A 17,079-nucleotide genomic window follows, 5' to 3' on the forward strand; every position below is an offset into this window, starting at 1 on the left:
TCTTCGCGTGTGAGTGGTGGGGGAGTTCAGGCGCAGTACGCGTGCTTGTGCGCAATATCAGCGATATCGCAGCGACGGACTCCGATATCGTCCAGCTCGCGATTGCTGAGCCGCTGCAGTTCGGAGTAGGTCCGCTGGTATTCGGCAGCCCGAGCCCGCGCGACTTTGATGCGTTCAATAAGTGCGGAAACGCGTGCGCCGAAATTGAAGGTCGAGGGGGTGAGTGTTGCAGTATGTGCCATTTTCTTTCCTTTCAGACCGAGGCGTATTCCCCGGCAAATTTTGTGTTCCTTTTGGATACAGCGAGCAGATAGGAAGAGGTCGCGCGGCCAACAACGCCAGTTACGGTCTAGCCGCTATGCAAGGCGGACATATCCAGGTTTGGCGGCGAGGCGATCAGCGCGCCACACACCGCTCAAAACCTGCCAAAATTGACGAATCGAGCGATTTCCGATAACTTTGTCATATTGTTTAATGTGTTATGGAGCGTGAAATGACGTGGAATTTTTGCACGTGTTTTGCAGTGGTTTTAGTAACTGCAATTGCATTAACGGCTGTATCAACGGCCCCGGCGTCAGCCTGCAACCCAAGATATCAGCTCTGCTGAACCTGAGTCCCAATCGTCAATCCCAGCATAACTGGCTGCGTGACAAAAACCTGTCTTGGCAAAGGGGTCGGACATGTCGTTCTGGACCGGAAAGAAAGAGTCGCTTGTTCAAAGCCTGGTCGAGATCACCTTCAAAGCCTTGCTTTCAGGCCTTGTGATCGTGTTCTTCGCTCAATTTCTGATCGCCATGGTGGACAACCGGATCGAAGTGGCATCGAAACGCGATGCGCTGAATACGTTTCGAAATGATCAGCTGACCATGCTGACCACGCGGTTCACAAAGGCTTACATGTCCACCGACTGCGCACGAAGCCTGCGCAGTGTCGACGTTGATACCTGTCAGAGCGAGTTTTCGGCCCTCCTGACCGAACTCAATTCGATCTATCTCGAGCTTAGGATTCATTATCCAGACCAAGATTTCGATAACCTTCTGAGCCTAGAAACCCTGACCAACACGATGCGGGCGCAACCCGAGGACATTGATCAGGCCGCTCTGGATGTATTCGCGTCCACTTTTGGCGCCTCATTAGACGAAATAGCGCAGAATTTCCGATAGAAATGAGATTTTTTATGATTAAAAATACAGTCTATGCTCTCACTCTAACCTGCTCGGTCTCAACGGGTTTTGCCCAAACAACCTCAAACGGCATCCCGGAGGGAGGGCGCTGGGTCGTGGGCGGGACATTCGCGCTGTCCAATATCGGCAACAATGAACCCAGAGGCAAAAAGAGCTACTCTGGCGCAGAGAAAGAGGCCAACAGGGTCGCCACCTTCTTGCCCGGCATGACAATCGTCTACAATCTTGAACCTACGCCGGGACGGTCCGGGTATCTAACAGGCACAACGCACAACGGGATCCGTGTCGTGGTGCTGGAGGGTGAGCTTTCAAACGGTGCCTTTAGCGACCGTGACACTACAGATGTGGTGACCCACCATTCCTACACCGGATGCCGAGATCTGGCTTGCACCTCAGAGGCTGAAGTTGGGATCGGGTTCTCATTCCAGATTGAAGAAGCCGACGATGACAAGCTCGTGCTGTTTAATCCACAGTCGGAACTGCGTATCGTGCACACGCGGGAAGGGTTCGATCAGTTGGAGGCACGCGGCTACACTACTCAGGTCAAGGATCGCGTTCACCCCCGCCTAATCATTCACGACGGCTACGCCTCCGAAGTTTCGACGGGCTGCGGCCTTGTGCGCAGTGTCCTGCCCGACATAAAGGCCCCCAAGGCAGAGTATGAAGCCAAGCCATCCGAGTGGGCGGCCAACAGTCCAAACTGGTCACTAAAGGCGATCGAAGTCTTTGGCTTGGGCGACGTCGCGCTGAATGCTGCAGGTACAGAATATGTCGGCACTTTGGCCGCTGAAATCGGGACCGGCACGGAATCCGCAAGCGGCCCTGTGTCGTTGGACTTCACGGTCATCGCGTATCGGGATTCCGAATGGGTTAATGAAGAGTTCTACAAATTCGGTGGTCTGGCCCAGACGGTCACGTGCCGCCGTGAGAACCCAAGCTTCGGCAAGCTACTGCCGCGCTATGTCGAAAACGCCTATCTGCATTTCGATGTGACGCCGGGGGAAGAGCCTCAGGACTTTCCTCTGGCTGGCCGTGAACTGCCCGATCAATTCGAAGGCGACAAGGAACTTCAGGATGAACTAAGGGCCTATCTTCCGCGCGCCTTCTACTACAGCGTGAACAATCACCGACAGTATCAGGCGCTGTTCGAGGCGATCGTTGCCGAGACGTCGATCCTCTACCCGTCTGCAATTGCGAATGTCATCGCACGTCTGAATGCGTCATGCGCGCGTCAGAGCCGAAAAGACTGTGCAAAAATCGTGGATCGGGTCGGAAACCTGAACAACAACTAAAGCGACGCTAAGGTTTTGGTCGGTTTGGTTGGCCTATTTTGCGGCCAACCAAAATGGCTACTTCCATAGCATTTCAAACTAGGCTGATCTGGCGCTTAAATGGCCGCTTTGCGGCTTTCGTCAAGATAAATCTCGCGCAAGCGTTTGGCGATTGGGCCGGGGGTGCCATCGCCCAGCGCCACGCCATCAATCTCAACCACTGGCATGACAAAGGCGCTGGCCGAGGTGGTGAAAGCCTCATCAGCCTCTTTCGCTTCGTCGATAGTGAACAGGCGTTCCTCGACCTCCATCTGCGCCTCGGCAGCCATGCGCAGAACGGCCTTGCGGGTGATACCGTGCAGGATTTCATTCGACAGCGGGCGGGTGACGATCTTACCGTTCTTTACGAAATAGGCGTTGTTGCTGGTGCCTTCGGTGACATAGCCATCCTCAATCATCCAGGCATCATCGCAGCCAGCAGCCTTGGCCATCATCTTGCCCATCGAGGGATAGAGCAATTGCGTGGTCTTGATGTCCCGACGACCCCAGCGGATATCCTCGATCGAGACAATCTTGGCGCCCTTTTGCGCCGCAGGGCTATCCGCCAGACCCGGCTTGTTCTGCGTGAACAGAACCAGCGTCGGCTTGGTTTCGGCGGAGGGGAACACAAAATCTCGGTCCCCATCGCTGCCGCGTGAGACCTGCAGATAGACCAGACCTTCGTCAATCTCGTTCAACTCAACCAGCTTGCGGTGGATCTCCAGCAGTTCATCCTTGGTGCAAGGCTCAGCCATCTGCAGCTCGTCCAAAGAACGTTTCAGGCGCACCGCGTGGCCTTCAAAGTCGATCAGCTTGCCATCCAGAACACTTGTCACCTCATAGACGGCATCTGCCATCAGGAAACCACGGTCAAAGATGGATACCTTGGCCTCGGTTTCGGGCAGGTATTCGCCATTCACGTAAACGGTGCGGGTCATGTCACTCTCCTCAGCCCCAAAGTTCCGCACTTGGCGGATGCACTCCGGCGTCGTCAAAAATAAGCGGGTTGGTGCGGTCTTCGGCCAACAGAAGCGGGCCGTCAAGGTCTGTCACCATCGCACCCTGCGCCAGCAATGTCGCAGGGGCCATGGCCAGAGAGCTGCCGACCATGCAGCCGACCATGACTTTGTAGCCCTCCGCCAACGCCGCCTCGCGCAGCAGCAAGGCCTCGGTCAGACCGCCGGTCTTGTCGAGCTTGATGTTCACCACATCATACTTGCCCTTCAATTTGGGCAGGCTGGTCCGGTCATGGCAGGATTCGTCTGCGCAGACAGGCACCGGACGTTCCATGCCAATCAGCGCGTCATCCTGGCCTGCGGGCAGCGGTTGTTCGACCAGTTCTACGCCCAGCCGCACCAGATGAGGTGCCAAATCCGCATAGACCTCAGCCGACCAACCTTCGTTGGCATCAACGATGATCTTGGATGTCGGCGCGCCTGCACGCACGGCCTCCAACCGGGGCATGTCGTCCGGGGTGCCCAGTTTGATCTTCAAAAGCGGGCGGTGCGCGTTTTCTGCCGCCTGCTTTTGCATCGCCTCGGGCGTCGCCAAAGACAGGGTATAGGCGGTTATTTCAGGCCCCGGAAGCGGCAGACCGGCCAAGTCCCAAGCGCGCTTGCCCGCACGTTTGCACTCCAAATCCCAAAGAGCGCAGTCCACGGCGTTCCGCGCGGCCCCGGCGGGCAGCAGGTCCATCAGCGATTGCCGCGTGAACTCGGCAGGCAGCGCCGCGATTTCAGCTTCGACCGACTCGAGCGTTTCGTCATAGCGCGCATAAGGCACGCATTCGCCCCAGCCCTGATGAGTTCCGTCCGAGACTCGAACCGTCAGAACTTTTGCTTCGGTCCGCGACCCGCGCGAGATGGTAAACACCTGCGCCAGCCGAAACACATCACGAGAGACCTCAACCTGCACGCGCCTGCTCCTTCATCTTTTCAAAAATACGCCCGCCGGAGGCGATCCTCCGGCGGGTTTCTTTGATCACAGAGCGGACAGAGCATCCACCAGTTTTCCGGCACCAAAGCGGTATGGGTCAGTGGTGGGCAGGCCCATCTCTTCCTCGACCTTGGCCAGATAGGCCTTGGCCTCGTCTTCGCTCAGGTGCTGAGTGTTGACCGAGATGCCGGCAACCTGGCAGGCAGGATTGCCAACCCGTGCCAGAGGCAGGGCGGTGTCGCGCAACTGCTGCAGCGTTGGCAGCGAATACTCGGGCAGGCCGCGCATATGGGTCCGGGTGGGTTCATGGCACAGGATCAGCACGTCGGGCTGACCGCCATGGACCAGAGCCATCGTGACGCCCGAATAGGACACGTGATACAACGAGCCCTGCCCCTCAATGTGATCCCAGTGATCGTCATCATTGTCGGGCGTCAGGTATTCGACAGCACCCGCCATGAAGTCCGCAACAACCGCATCGAGCGGAACACCTTGGCCGGTGATCAGAATACCGGTCTGGCCTGTGGCGCGGAAGGTGGATTTCATGCCGCGCTTGCGCATCTCGGCATCCATCGACATCGCCGTATACATCTTGCCCGCCGAGCAATCGGTGCCGACAGCCAGGCAACGCTTGCCGCTACGTTTCTTGCCGTTTGCGATGGGGTAGCCAACGGTCGGCACACGCACATCGTGCAGGGTGCAGCCGTGGGTTTGAGCAGCCGCAACCAGATCGCCTTCGTCCCGCAACAGGTTGTGCAGACCCGACGCGATGTCATAGCCCATTTCCAACGCCTCGATCAGAACGGTTTTCCAGGCCTCGCTGATCACGCCGCCACGGTTGGCAACACCGATCACCAACGTCTTCGCGCCGGCCTCTTTCGCCTCGGCCAAAGTCATGTCCGTCATACCCAGATCGGCCTTGCAGCCCTCCATGCGGTACTGGCCCACAGCGTTTTCCGGACGCCAGTCACGGATGCCGATGGCAACTTTGGCGGCCAACTGGTCGGGCGCATCGCCCAAAAACAACAGATACGGTGTCTCGATCATTGCGTCGCACTCCTTTGATTCCGCGCAAAGCTAGAGAACCACGAGAACGAGCGTTTCGCGAATTTTCGCCACGTAGACACCCTCGCCAAGATTTTTTCGCGCATTTTTGCATCTAATCGCAAAATTCTTCGAAGTTTTAAAACTGAACAATCTTCAAGCACTCGCAAACTGCACCTTGCGCAACAAATGCTGCGCTCGCATTGCCGCATCTGCACAATGACCCTTGCGCCGCATTGCGCAATTTAATATCCCGAACGAGAACCAAAACGTAACTTCATTACTCTTGCGAGGTCCCGATGAGTTTCCGCATCCAACCCGCCGCTCCGGCGCGGCCAAACCGTTGCCAGTTGTTCGGCCCCGGCTCGAACACCAAGCTGTTCCCGAAGATGGCGGCCTCTGCTGCGGATGTGATCAACCTGGATCTTGAGGATTCGGTTGCACCCTCTGACAAGGACGTCGCCCGCGCCAATGTCATCGAAGCGCTGAACTCCGTCAATTGGGGCAACAAATACATGTCCGTTCGGATCAACGGGCTGGATACGCCCTATTGGTACCGCGATGTGGTGGACCTACTGGAACAGGCCGGAGACCGCCTTGACCAGATCATGATCCCCAAGGTCGGCTGCGCGGCGGATGTCTACGCCGTCGACGCTCTGGTCACCGCAATTGAGCGCGCCAAGGGTCGGAGCAAGCCGATCTCGTTCGAAGTTATCATCGAATCCGCTGCGGGTATTGCCCATGTCGAGGAAATTGCAGCCTCATCGCCCCGGATGCAGGCGATGAGCTTGGGTGCTGCGGATTTCGCCGCTTCCATGGGCATGCAAACCACCGGAATCGGAGGTACGCAAGAGAACTACTACATGCTGCGCGAAGGCGAGAAGCATTGGTCAGACCCGTGGCATTGGGCGCAAGCGGCCATCGTCGCCGCGTGCCGCACCCATGGCGTTCTGCCGGTCGATGGACCCTTTGGTGATTTCAGCGACGATGAGGGTTATATCGCACAGGCCAAACGTTCGGCCACTTTGGGTATGGTCGGCAAATGGGCGATCCACCCCAAGCAGATCGCGCTGGCCAATCAGGTCTTCACCCCGTCGGACGAGGCCGTATCCGAGGCCCGCGAAATCTTGGCTGCAATGGAACAGGCCAAGGCCAACGGCGAAGGTGCAACAGTCTACAAAGGCCGCCTGGTAGACATTGCGTCGATCAAACAGGCCGAGGTTATTGTAGCGCAATCCGAACTGATCGCAGCGAACGGCTAAGCCAAATCGGATCAAGGCACCAAAACGGTGCCTTGTTCTGGTTCAGTTATGTCCGAAGATATCGTTCGGGACCCATTCGAGGTCCTGACCGTCCTTGCCCCATTTCATCATCAGGCAAGAGCTTCCGCCCTTCTGGAAATACAAAGTGGTAAGCTCGTACCAACCCGCTTCGGGAATTTCGACTTCGTTTACACCGTTGCCTTCGCAGCCCTGCACCCCGTCGAAGTATCCAATTGTTTGCCCACCCAGCTTTGTTTCCGCTCCATCGTTTGAATAAACCTCAAACTGGTAGGTACCGGGTTCATCAATCCTGATCAGCCCGGTGATTTCCGCCGCCACATTGTGAGGCTGCGATGCTGTCATGACCGGGTCACCGTCTTCGGTATCGCGAAAATCAAATGCGGGCACCGGGTCCGCGGCAACACCGATCGTGTCGATCAATTCCCGTGCCTGCTCAAGGCTTTTGATCTTTTTCGGCGCTTCAGCATAGACCACGTTCAAGCCCGGCTTCACATCGGTCTGGACCGGAGCAAGCTCTGCAGTTTCCGCCGCAAAGCTTGCCGTGCCTGAGAGGACCGCAAGGGTTGAGATTATTGCTAGTCGCGAAAACATGTCGCCTCCCCCAAATGATATCTGTCAGGCCGCACCGAAGCATTTTGCGGAAATAGAGTCAAATTCCCGTCCAATAAGAAGTAAACCTTCGATCAACTCCGCAAATCCTTCGGCGAACCCATGACCACATATGACGTGATCGACGTGACATGGGGCAGGGTTCCCAGCACATCGGTGTGAAAAACCTTGTACGACGGAAGGTCCGCGCATTCCACGCGCAAAAGGTATTCGATCGTGCCGGTGATATTGTGGCATTCAACCACTTCGGGCGCGCGCTGCAAGGCCCGTTCAAACCCTTCCTGAGCGGCTTTTGTATGCTCTCCCAGGCCAACGCCGATATAGGCGACAAACCCCTTGCCAAGCGCGGTCGGGTCCAGAATAGCGCGGTAACCGGTGATGACTCCGGCCTTCTCCAACTCTTGCACGCGACGCAAACAGGCCGACGGGGATAGCCCGACACGATCCGCAAGCTCAAGATTGCTGATGCGCCCATCCGTTGAGAGTTCACGCAATATTTCGCGGTTTATTCGATCCATTTTCGTCATTAATTGTTAAACTAGATCACTCACGCACAATAACGCAATTTCATTTGCGCCATATGGGGTAAATATCCCCCGCATGACCTACGACATCCTTCTGGCCCTGATCGCCTTTGCCTTCGTCTCGTCCATTACGCCGGGACCGAACAACCTGATGCTGATGGCATCTGGCGCCAATTTCGGCTTTCGGCGTACGATTCCGCATATGTTGGGTATCGGGCTTGGCTTCACCTTCATGGTGCTGCTGGTTGGTGCAGGTTTGGTTCAGGTGTTCAACCAATACCCGGTCAGCTACACGGTGCTGAAGGCAGCCTCGGTCGCGTATCTGTTGTATCTGGCGTGGAAGATCGCGCATGCCGCACCGGCTGAGAAAGGCGCTGACGTAGGCACGCCGATGAGCTTTCTACAGGCCGCCGCCTTTCAATGGGTCAACCCAAAGGCCTGGGCGATGGCGCTGACCGCGACAACGGCTTATGCGCCAGGGCAGACTCTCAACGTCATCATCATCGTCGCGCTTGTGTTCGGAGCGGTCAACTTGCCCTCGGTCAGCACCTGGACGGTTCTGGGGCAACAAATGGCGCGGCTCCTGACGAATCCGCGCCGGTTGGTGGTGTTCAACTGGACAATGGCAGCCCTGCTTGTGGCCTCACTCTATCCGGTATTGTGGCCGAGCTGATCACTTCAGCGGCAGGCAGATCTCGGTCAACAGATCTTCGGGCGCAGTGTCGCGCGGGTCGTTGAGGTAGATCTCGTAGCAGGGTTGATCTGCTGGCTCTTCCCCTGACTCTGGTAGCCAATTCCCGAAAAGACTGTGGTAGGCGGCCTCCAAGCCTGAATAAGGCCCCTTGTAGGTTAAAACCGCGGTCTTTACCCCGGCGATCTGCACGTCCTCCATCCCATCGGGGGTGCCGTCCCCACGGAATTCGGCCCCCGCATAGCTGCGCAACTGATCCTCTGGCACCTCATCTGGGCTGTCAAAGTAAATACCAACCACAGGGCCAACCTGCGGCCAAAGCTGACGAGATTCGCACAGTGCGCCGAACGCTTCAAAACTTTTGCCTATTTCAGAATACGCGCCTTTGTGCGGAAGGGCGATCACACGGCGGGCGGGTTCGGTTCGGGTGGTCACGGGATGCATCGGATATCCTCCGGTTTTGAAGTTTGGATGGGCTGGCAGAAACTGACCGGCTTTGCGAAAAGCGGCAGGGCTGCTGCCATAGGCCTCGGTAAAGGCCCGGATGAAAGAGTTCGGGTTGGGGTAGCCAACGGAATGCGCAACCTGCGAAACCGAGCTGTCTGACCGGACCAGCTGGACCGCAGCACGGTGAAGCCGTATCCGACGCACCGCCTGGGCGCAGGTCTCGCCTGTCAACGCGCGGAATACGCGATGCCAGTGGAACCGCGACATCGCGGCGACATCAGCCAGCGCATCCAGTGACAGATCCCCATCAGGGTGATCATGGATATAGGTCAGCACCCGCAGGATGCGGTCCTCGTAACTGGTTGCCATTTGGCATCCCTTCCTTCTCTCTGCCCAATCGTGGTCGCATAATCGGCTCTCACAAATCTTGCTGAGTTGCATCCCAAGCGACCACGCGTCATATAGCAGGGAACTTCCGCGTTGAGAGGCTTCATGACCCAGTATCTGGATTTCGAAAAACCGCTGGCCGAGATCGAAGGCAAAGCAGAAGAGCTGCGCGCCCTGGCCCGCGCAAATGAAGAGATGGATGTGGCCGAAGAAGCCTCAGCTCTGGACGCCAAGGCCGCCAAGCTGCTGGATGAGCTGTATGCTGATCTGACCCCTTGGCGGAAATGTCAGGTCGCCCGCCATCCCGAACGGCCCCATTGTCAGGACTATGTCAAAGAGCTTTTCACCGAGTTCACTCCACTCGCCGGGGATCGCAACTTTGCCGACGATCTGGCGGTGATCGGCGGGTTGGCCCGGTTCAACGACCAGCCGGTGATGGTGATCGGGCATGAGAAAGGCTCTGATACCAAATCGCGGATCGAACGGAACTTCGGCATGGCCCGCCCTGAAGGCTATCGCAAAGCCGTCCGCCTGATGGAGATGGCTGGGCGGTTTGGTCTGCCGGTCGTGACCCTGATCGACACCGCAGGGGCCTACCCCGGCAAGGGTGCAGAGGAGCGCGGTCAGTCCGAAGCGATTGCCCGGTCGACCGAGATGTGCCTGAAAATCGGAGTACCTCTGGTTTCGGTCATCATCGGCGAAGGTGGCTCTGGCGGGGCTGTGGCCTTTGCCACCGCTAACCGCGTCGCGATGCTGGAGCATTCGGTCTATTCGGTGATTTCACCCGAAGGCTGCGCCTCGATCCTGTGGAAAGATGCCGAGAAGATGCGCGAGGCCGCCGAGGCGCTTCGCCTGACCGCGCAGGACCTGTACAAGCTGGGCGTCTGCGACCGCATCATTACCGAGCCCAAAGGCGGCGCCCATCGGGATCGTCCGGCTGCAATTGAGTCGGTCCGCGCCGCGATCGCCGCCATGCTGAAAGAGCTGGACGGCAAGGACGCGGCGGCCCTGATCAAGGACCGCCGTCAGAAGTTCCTGGATATCGGTTCAAAAGGGCTGGCGGCGTAAACCGTCAGCCGCCCAACCGGCGCAACAGCTCAACCGAAGGCTTGCCGGTGACCGGCAGACCGTTTGCGCGCTGATAGCCGCTGATCGCGGCTTCGGATTTCTTGCCGATCACGCCGTCCGCGCCTTCTGTATCGAACCCGGCCGAAGTCAGGCGGCGTTGCAACTCTTTGCGATCTTCCAGTGTGAGCCCTGTTTCATCCGGTCCGAACGATGCCTTGAACGGCGCGCCGCCGGCGATCCTGTCGGAAAGATGGCCCACGCCGATCGCGTAGCTGTCCGAGTTGTTATAGCGTTTGATCACGTTGAAATTGCGGAACACGGCGATCTTTGGGCCGGGAACCTGCGGCTGCAAGACCGCGACGGGCGTGCCGGAAACGGTGCCGACCTCTCCGCCCCAGGGTTGACCACGCACCCATCCAGCCCGCGACAGATAGGCGGCGGTTGAGGCCAGAGAGTCCGACGGATCCTCGGACCAGATATCGCGCCGCCCATCGCCGGTGAAATCGACCGCATAAGCCAGATACGAGGTCGGAATGAACTGCGTATGCCCCATCGCGCCAGCCCAACTGCCGGTCATGTTGTCCGCCGATGTGTCGCCCGCCTGAATAATCTGTAAGGCCGCGATCAATTGCTTTTCGAAAAACGCGCCACGCCGCCCGTCATAGGCCAGCGTCGAGGTTGCCGAGATCACCGGCACATCACCGCGCCGCGCGCCGTAGCGGCTTTCCAACCCCCAGACGGCCACGACGACCTCTTTGTCGACGCCGTATTGCGCCTCAATCTGCGACAGAACACCGTTGTGGCGTTGCAGCATCTGTTTGCCGGTACTGATCCGCTCATCCGAGGCGGCGATGGCCAGATAGTCCTCAAGCGAGCGTTTGAACTCGACCTGATTGCGGTCCCGTTCGATCACGCCGGGCAGATACCCTGCCCCCTGAAACGCGCGGTTCAAAGTGGATTGTGAGATACCTTGCGAAGAAGCGCGTGATTTGAAACCCGCCACCCAGGCATCATAGCCCGCATTGGAAACAGGCTGCATTCGGGATGCAGGCGCGCGTGCCGGTGCGGTCGCATCACTGCAAGCCGCTAAAAACGCCGCACCGAGGCCGAGTGAAAAACTGCGTCTATTGATCATGACTGAAATCTGCTCTGGTTTGTGATTTGCCTTAGCGTAGCGCAGTCCGCGCCAGCAAACCAGAACGACCGTTCAGAGCGACCGCCAAAAAGGCAGTTCGGCAATTGGCCGCCTAAAGCGTTTTGCGTTTCACCTGAGGCAAGACCATCGAGATGCGCGTTCGACCGTAGGGAGAGGCAGCGTATTTCGATTCAAGTCAACGCAAAGTGATCTAACTGACCAGCAACCGCAAGCCCTGCGTCACATCCGACCGGACCGCAAGGCGCAGGCCAGGCTCGTCCCCCGCCTTCAGCGCAGCAATGATCAGCTTATGGTAGTGGGGCGGTTCTGTTCGCCGCAAACGACCATAAAGCGCGCGCATGGTCGGGCCAAGCTGCAGCCAAACAGTTTCCGCCATGGCCAGCATCGCAGGCGCCTGCGCACGCAGGTAAAGCGTTCGATGAAATTCCAGGTTTGTCCGGATATAGCCCACCGCATCACGCTTGGTCACCATCTCGGCGACATTCATATTTATACTCTGCAACCGGTCGATCAGCGCCATATGCGCGCGAGGCAAAGCGCGGCTGGCGAGTTCAACCTCCAGCAGCGCCCTTAGGGCTGCCAGCTCTTCAATTCGGTCATTTGTCAGTTCAGGCGTCGAGACGCGCCCCGATGACGACAAAAATAAAGCCCCCTCAGCCGCCAGTCGGCGCACCGCTTCGCGCGCAGGCGTCATCGAGACACCGAATTCCTTGCCAATGCCCCTGAGGGTCAAAGCCTCGCCCGGCGCAATCTCTCCGTGCAGAATGCGCGATCTCAGGGTGCGATAGACCCGATCATGCGTTGCGATGCTCGAGTCTGTGGGCCGTGTCGTTATCATGGCCTCATGTGATCACAAAATTCGGTGACGTCAACTCGCTGGCCCGTCAAATCGGAAGCGATGCAACACGGCTCCGTTGTCCCTGAGCCAGCGACGCGGGGTTTCGTACGGGCCAAAAATACGCTCCACCTGCGCCCAGAAAGCCGGCGAGTGGTTCATCTCCGCCAGATGCGCCACCTCATGCGCAGCGACATAGTGCAGAACTTCGGGCGGAGCCAGAATCAAGCGCCACGAGAACATCAACCCGCCGTGGGAACTGCACGACCCCCAGCGCGACCGCGTGTCCCGCAAAGACAGGGTCGTGTAGAACCGGCCCAGAATGGCGGCGTAGTCATCACAGGCCTCGCTCAGACGATCCCGAGCAAGTTCCTTGAGAAAACGAGCCAATCGACGCCCCTCAGCCCCTGCCGGGACAGCCACTGTGTCCGCGCCCAGCTGAACACGCCGACCAGTTGCCGGGACGATTCGGCGCTCAATGCCTTCGACTGGGATCAGGCCGCCGACTCGCACGTCCTCCCGCTCGGGCTGATCCGCCAGATTCTGACGGATCCAATCTTCCTTGCTGCGCGCGAAGTTCAACGCCTCGACCTCGGGCACGCCGTTTGGATAAGTCAGGGTAACCCGCCCGTCCAATTGGGAAATCCGCAGACTGATCCGCCGCGCCCGCGTGGATTTGCGCAGCGTCAGCGGCACTGGCGGCCTGCCCGGCAAAGCGTGTTCCCCCATATCCCGTCCTCTTCCGCGCAAAGGCTTTGACAGCACCCGCCGCCTGTGGCAGGTGAACTGAATCTTTTAGACGACTCACCTGATATCAAGGGGATTTGACATGCCCAAGGAAGAATGGGGCGTAAAGCGCGTTTGTCCGACCACCGGTAAGCGGTTTTATGACCTGAACAAAGACCCGATCGTCAGCCCCTACACGGGCGAGATCGTGGAACTTGAAACTGGCAAGAGCCGGATGATCGCCGCCGATGCCGAAGATGCGGCAACCAAGAAAGCGCGCGAAAACGCATCCGAGGATGATCTGGTTCTGGATGATGACGACAATGTCGACGTCGATCTGGATGACGATCTGCTGGATGATGACGACGACAGCAATGATGATGTTTCGCTTGACGACATCAAGGACATGTCGTCGGAAGACGAAAACTGATCCGAAACGGGGCGGCCACTGGCCGCCCTTTTTCGTTGCGCGAGACGGCGCATAGTTTTTCGCAGATTTCAAAATTTGCTCTTGCACTCGTGCGCGCTGTCTCATAAACGTCCGCCCACTGCTTCGGTAGTATCTGGAAGGGGCCTTAGCTCAGTTGGGAGAGCGCTTGCATGGCATGCAAGAGGTCAGGGGTTCGACTCCCCTAGGCTCCACCATTTTTCTCCTCAGTTCGAATTCACTCGCAGTCACACGGCTTTGTAAACAAGGCCTTTGACGTGCCAGTCATTCTCACCCCCAAGGAAACTCGGGCTCTGCCAGAGGTCCCATTGTGGGGGTCTGTGTGGGGTTCGCCAGTGAGAAAGTATGCAAGATGACCAAACTGACTGACAAACAAACCAAGGCCGCGAAATCCGGCGACAAAAAGATCAAGCTGGCAGATGGCGGTGGCCTGACGCTGATCGTTCACCCGAAAGGCGGCAAGACATGGGTCTGGCGCTACAGGGTCGATGGTAAGCAGCGTGAGATGACCTTGGGCTCCTATACCTCTTTCGGCCTCAAGGACGCGCGCCAGCGCGTCGAGGCGCAGAGGAACTTGCTGGACACTAAAATCACCCCCGACGTGGCGGAGACCGTAGACTTTCCGCAGTACTTTCGGACAACGTAGTAAACTACTCGGGCCAGATAAGGGCGGATGAGAACAAAACTCTCAGCGAACTCCGTGTCCTGCGTCGAGAGTTATTCGATCCATTGGTTAGTGATCATCGCGGCAATATCGTAAAGAGGATGGGCGATGGATGGATAGTCGAGTTTAACTCGGTCTCGAAAGCTGTGCGATGCGCCCTCGATCTACAAAGCCAAGTGTCAGCTCAGTCTTCACTTAAGCTGCGAGTAGGTGTTCATTTGGGAGATGTCGTATTCGACGAAGAAGATATTTTCGGAGATGGCATCAATATTGCCGCTCGGTTACAAGAAGCTTCCAACGAAGAGGCTGTGTTAATTTCCAACGTAGTCTATCGCAGCCTTGGCGAGAGGCTCGCTGAGCAATTTCACCGCGCTGGAGCACGGCAGTTTAAGAACGCGTCGTCGCCAGTCGAAGTATTCCAATGGTCGCCACCTGGCTTCGCTCCACCGCGCTTGACGCCGGCTATTCACTCGAAGTCATTGCTGATCGGTGTCCTACCCTTTGACCGTCTTTTTCTGACCCCGATCAGGAATTTTTTGCCGATGGCATTACCGAAGAGGTCATCACCACTCTGTCAAAACTGCCGAACTTACTGGTCGTCGCGCGCAATTCTGCTTTCGTCTACAAAGGGCGCTCGGTGGACGTGAAATAGGTCGGACTGGAACAGGGCGTCGATCTTGTTCTCGAGGGAAGTGTTCGCCAAAACGGTAATCGTGTGCGGATTACTGCTCAGCAAATCGATGCGAAGTCCGGAATGCACATTTGGGCAGACCGGTATGATCGCCTCATAGAAGACGTATTCGAAGTTCAAGATGAAATTGCCCTCAGGATAGCAACCGAGCTTCAAGTCGAGCTCTTGGTGGGTGAGATGGCCCGTTTCAGAGGTTCGGGGGCTAAAAATCTGGATGCCTGAACTGCTCAATTGCAAGCCGTGGAGGCTTCGCGCAGAATAACAAAGGAAGCACAGGCCGACGCTCACCGGTTTGCGCAAAAGGCAATTTCTCTTGATCCTAACTGCTCTGCGCCACATTGTAATTTGGGGTTCATTTGTACTTTCGAAGCAAGGCACGGCTTTGTAACAGACCGAAGTGCTGAGCTGGCAGAGGCACGTGAATGCGTTCGGCGTGCTCTGGAAATAGACAGATATAACCCAGAGGCTTACGCAATTGCAGGTTTCGCGGATGCAATAGATGGCAAGCTTGTGTCGGCTATAGAGAAGTTCAATGAAGCACTGGAGCTAAATCCAAACCATGCTGATTTGGCTGCAAGTTTGTCGATTACATTTGCATTCAATGGACAGGCAAAAGAAGCTATCCGCGTGGCGCGGCAAGCCACTACCTTGAACCCTCACTATCCAGGTTGGTATGCAGGCGTTCTGGGTTAGTTCTTTGACTTGACGGTCAATACGAGGAAGCCAAGGAAGCTGTCACCGGATATGGTCAAAGGGTAGAAGGCTTTGGTCACCTCGACCTCGTACTCGTCCATGTAGAGTCGGAGAACCTTGAGGCCGCTCGCGATGAAGCACGGAATGTGATGAAAAACCGTCCTCAATTTTCCATATCGGATTGGGCGAAAACTCAGCTTTTCTCTGATATAGAACGATTGGAGAAAGACTGCGCGTCTCTGCGTTTGGCCGGCTCGCACGAGTAAGTGTAACGCTGATTTACGGCACCTCAATTTTTCTTGGAAACTGATACCATTGTGTCCGCTTTGAGCTCGAAGCAGTCGTTGGTGGCGTAGTGCATCAATGACCGCTGTGCGGACAACGCCGCCATTCAGCTTCAACGACTGATACCTCAGGATAGAGCAGTCTCCAAACGTTCCAACGAATTCTGCGGCCACACCTCATCGAATTTGTAGAATTCCTCGAAGATAGGAATTTCCTCGCTGAGTGGCACCCAGGCCTGTTTGCTGCTCGTGAAAATCTGTGCATCCGGAGGACATTGATCCGGGTTGTCCAGTGTTCCAACGCGCACGTACCTTAGCTTTCCAAGGCGGATCATGTAGCTGCTAAAAACGGCGACGCCGCAATCCCTACAGCGCGTAATAATCTGACCTTTCCCGCTTGGAGTGGAAAGCTCATTTTCGGTGATTGGCCCTTTGCACGTCACGCGATCAGCCTCAATGATGGCGTTCAAGACGTAGGCTGCTCCGGTTTGTCGCTGACATTCGCTACAGTGGCAGCAATGCACGAACATGGGTTGTGATGTCATCTGATACGTTACGGCTCCGCAGCCGCATTTCCCTTTGATCACTATTTCCCCCGAGTTGTTTCCTAGCGTTCTAGCCATGGCCCTTATTGGACCAGCTCATAATGCTTGATAGAACGCGACTCGACCAATTCGGCCTCAGCCGGATCGATATGCGGGCTCTGGTAGTTTTCGCCGACAAAAGCCTTTAGTGATTCTAGGTTTTCCCACACCATGACAAAACTGAATTCTCGTGGTGTGTCAGCACGTGCGGTACCAGGAAACACTTGAACGATGCCCTTAGTACCTCTCATCAAGGGTATAGCTGTTTCATGGAAGAACTTGCAGAACTCTTCCTCTTTGCCTGGCCGAGTCACGACCTGAAAGATGCGCATTATCATTCGTCCTACCTCCGTAAAGTACGGTTCCTGAATGTATGAGCGCCTCTGGTTCTATGACCATATCACTTTGTTAGGAGCGTGTCTGCTTTGGGCTCAATGCTGCTGTTCAGCAGAATTCAGAGAATGACCTCTTTGCGGACTTTGCGTCCATCCGCACTATCAATGCATAGGCCCGCAT

22 protein-coding genes and 1 tRNA gene are annotated in these 17,079 nt (G+C 56.8%); 10 read left to right on the forward strand and 13 right to left on the reverse strand.

Annotated elements, in window-relative coordinates:
- Positions 1-26: 26 nt before the first annotated feature.
- Positions 27-242: a DUF1127 domain-containing protein gene (locus ACR0J4_RS05750; RefSeq protein WP_170472137.1), complete on the reverse strand. Its 216-nt coding sequence runs from the start codon at positions 240-242 to the stop codon at positions 27-29.
- Between the two features lie 438 nt (positions 243-680).
- On the opposite strand from ACR0J4_RS05750, the gene ACR0J4_RS05755 reads away from it, so the two are divergent.
- Positions 681-1,163, forward strand: a complete 483-nt coding sequence (locus ACR0J4_RS05755; protein ID WP_170555672.1) for a hypothetical protein — start codon at positions 681-683, stop codon at positions 1,161-1,163.
- 14 nt (positions 1,164-1,177) lie between these two features.
- Entirely contained in the window at positions 1,178-2,476 is a 1,299-nt protein-coding gene (locus tag ACR0J4_RS05760; protein ID WP_170639236.1) for a hypothetical protein, read from the forward strand.
- A 95-nt stretch (positions 2,477-2,571) separates the two neighbouring features.
- Here ACR0J4_RS05760 and ACR0J4_RS05765 read toward each other — a convergent pair whose 3' ends face one another.
- The 3 genes from ACR0J4_RS05765 to dgcN all read right to left on the reverse strand — a co-directional run bounded on the left by ACR0J4_RS05765 (position 2,572) and on the right by dgcN (position 5,476).
- Positions 2,572-3,432 (reverse strand): D-amino-acid transaminase, encoded by an 861-nt coding sequence (locus tag ACR0J4_RS05765; RefSeq protein WP_170555676.1) that lies wholly within the window; start codon positions 3,430-3,432, stop codon positions 2,572-2,574.
- Between the two features lie 10 nt (positions 3,433-3,442).
- Positions 3,443-4,408: an N-acetyl-D-Glu racemase DgcA gene (gene dgcA, locus ACR0J4_RS05770; protein ID WP_170640515.1), complete on the reverse strand. Its 966-nt coding sequence runs from the start codon at positions 4,406-4,408 to the stop codon at positions 3,443-3,445.
- A 66-nt stretch (positions 4,409-4,474) separates the two neighbouring features.
- Complete coding sequence (dgcN, locus tag ACR0J4_RS05775) at positions 4,475-5,476, reverse strand: N-acetyltransferase DgcN (RefSeq protein ID WP_170640517.1); 1,002 nt, start codon at positions 5,474-5,476, stop codon at positions 4,475-4,477.
- Between the two features lie 296 nt (positions 5,477-5,772).
- On the opposite strand from dgcN, the gene ACR0J4_RS05780 reads away from it, so the two are divergent.
- Positions 5,773-6,735, forward strand: coding sequence for an L-malyl-CoA/beta-methylmalyl-CoA lyase (locus tag ACR0J4_RS05780; RefSeq protein ID WP_170555683.1), 963 nt, complete (start codon positions 5,773-5,775; stop codon positions 6,733-6,735).
- A gap of 42 nt (positions 6,736-6,777) precedes the next feature.
- Here ACR0J4_RS05780 and ACR0J4_RS05785 read toward each other — a convergent pair whose 3' ends face one another.
- Positions 6,778-7,347: a PA14 domain-containing protein gene (locus tag ACR0J4_RS05785; protein WP_170555685.1), complete on the reverse strand. Its 570-nt coding sequence runs from the start codon at positions 7,345-7,347 to the stop codon at positions 6,778-6,780.
- A gap of 92 nt (positions 7,348-7,439) precedes the next feature.
- The gene (locus tag ACR0J4_RS05790) at positions 7,440-7,892 is read right to left on the reverse strand and encodes an Lrp/AsnC family transcriptional regulator (protein WP_170640521.1); all 453 of its coding nucleotides are present in this window, start codon (positions 7,890-7,892) and stop codon (positions 7,440-7,442) included.
- Positions 7,893-7,965: 73 nt separating this feature from the next.
- Here ACR0J4_RS05790 and ACR0J4_RS05795 point away from each other — a divergent pair, with 73 nt between their 5' ends.
- Positions 7,966-8,562, forward strand: a complete 597-nt coding sequence (locus tag ACR0J4_RS05795) for a LysE family translocator (protein WP_170640523.1) — start codon at positions 7,966-7,968, stop codon at positions 8,560-8,562.
- On the opposite strand, the gene ACR0J4_RS05800 is transcribed toward ACR0J4_RS05795, so the two are convergent.
- Positions 8,563-9,396, reverse strand: coding sequence for an AraC family transcriptional regulator (locus tag ACR0J4_RS05800; RefSeq protein ID WP_170640525.1), 834 nt, complete (start codon positions 9,394-9,396; stop codon positions 8,563-8,565). It abuts the gene before it with no gap.
- A gap of 123 nt (positions 9,397-9,519) precedes the next feature.
- Between ACR0J4_RS05800 and ACR0J4_RS05805 the strand changes: the two genes are divergently transcribed.
- Positions 9,520-10,482, forward strand: a complete 963-nt coding sequence (locus ACR0J4_RS05805) for an acetyl-CoA carboxylase carboxyltransferase subunit alpha (protein WP_170639227.1) — start codon at positions 9,520-9,522, stop codon at positions 10,480-10,482.
- A gap of 4 nt (positions 10,483-10,486) precedes the next feature.
- On the opposite strand, the gene ACR0J4_RS05810 is transcribed toward ACR0J4_RS05805, so the two are convergent.
- The 3 genes from ACR0J4_RS05810 to ACR0J4_RS05820 form a co-directional block, all read right to left on the reverse strand.
- Positions 10,487-11,617: a lytic murein transglycosylase gene (locus ACR0J4_RS05810; RefSeq protein ID WP_170640527.1), complete on the reverse strand. Its 1,131-nt coding sequence runs from the start codon at positions 11,615-11,617 to the stop codon at positions 10,487-10,489.
- 211 nt (positions 11,618-11,828) lie between these two features.
- Entirely contained in the window at positions 11,829-12,476 is a 648-nt protein-coding gene (locus ACR0J4_RS05815) for a GntR family transcriptional regulator (protein ID WP_170377611.1), read from the reverse strand.
- A gap of 30 nt (positions 12,477-12,506) precedes the next feature.
- The gene (locus tag ACR0J4_RS05820; protein ID WP_170640529.1) at positions 12,507-13,202 is read right to left on the reverse strand and encodes a YgjP family zinc-dependent metalloprotease; all 696 of its coding nucleotides are present in this window, start codon (positions 13,200-13,202) and stop codon (positions 12,507-12,509) included.
- 100 nt (positions 13,203-13,302) lie between these two features.
- Here ACR0J4_RS05820 and ACR0J4_RS05825 point away from each other — a divergent pair, with 100 nt between their 5' ends.
- The 4 genes from ACR0J4_RS05825 (at position 13,303) to ACR0J4_RS05840 (ending at position 14,958) form a co-directional block, all read left to right on the forward strand.
- A complete protein-coding gene (locus ACR0J4_RS05825) occupies positions 13,303-13,629 on the forward strand; it encodes a TIGR02300 family protein (protein WP_170640531.1) in 327 nt (108 codons plus the stop codon).
- Positions 13,630-13,768: 139 nt separating this feature from the next.
- A tRNA-Ala gene (locus ACR0J4_RS05830) sits at positions 13,769-13,844 on the forward strand.
- A 155-nt stretch (positions 13,845-13,999) separates the two neighbouring features.
- Positions 14,000-14,293: an Arm DNA-binding domain-containing protein gene (locus ACR0J4_RS05835; RefSeq protein ID WP_170555699.1), complete on the forward strand. Its 294-nt coding sequence runs from the start codon at positions 14,000-14,002 to the stop codon at positions 14,291-14,293.
- Positions 14,294-14,412: 119 nt separating this feature from the next.
- Positions 14,413-14,958, forward strand: coding sequence for an adenylate/guanylate cyclase domain-containing protein (locus ACR0J4_RS05840; RefSeq protein WP_480668323.1), 546 nt, complete (start codon positions 14,413-14,415; stop codon positions 14,956-14,958).
- On the opposite strand, the gene ACR0J4_RS05845 is transcribed toward ACR0J4_RS05840, so the two are convergent.
- Positions 14,901-15,290 carry a hypothetical protein gene (locus ACR0J4_RS05845; RefSeq protein ID WP_480668336.1) on the reverse strand — a complete coding sequence of 130 codons (390 nt, stop codon included), beginning with the start codon at positions 15,288-15,290 and terminating at the stop codon, positions 14,901-14,903. The two genes, ACR0J4_RS05840 and ACR0J4_RS05845, sit on opposite strands and share 58 nt — an antisense overlap.
- Between ACR0J4_RS05845 and ACR0J4_RS05850 the strand changes: the two genes are divergently transcribed.
- The gene (locus ACR0J4_RS05850) at positions 15,234-15,695 is read left to right on the forward strand and encodes a hypothetical protein (protein WP_480668324.1); all 462 of its coding nucleotides are present in this window, start codon (positions 15,234-15,236) and stop codon (positions 15,693-15,695) included. The genes ACR0J4_RS05845 and ACR0J4_RS05850 overlap by 57 nt on opposite strands.
- 412 nt (positions 15,696-16,107) lie before the next feature.
- Here ACR0J4_RS05850 and ACR0J4_RS05855 read toward each other — a convergent pair whose 3' ends face one another.
- Both ACR0J4_RS05855 and ACR0J4_RS05860 read right to left on the reverse strand, forming a co-directional pair.
- The gene (locus tag ACR0J4_RS05855; RefSeq protein WP_480668325.1) at positions 16,108-16,602 is read right to left on the reverse strand and encodes a GFA family protein; all 495 of its coding nucleotides are present in this window, start codon (positions 16,600-16,602) and stop codon (positions 16,108-16,110) included.
- 5 nt (positions 16,603-16,607) lie between these two features.
- Positions 16,608-16,901 (reverse strand): hypothetical protein, encoded by a 294-nt coding sequence (locus tag ACR0J4_RS05860; RefSeq protein WP_170555701.1) that lies wholly within the window; start codon positions 16,899-16,901, stop codon positions 16,608-16,610.
- Between the last annotated feature and the right edge of the window lie 178 nt (positions 16,902-17,079).

The sequence above is a fragment of the Ruegeria sp. B10 genome (assembly GCF_056539825.1).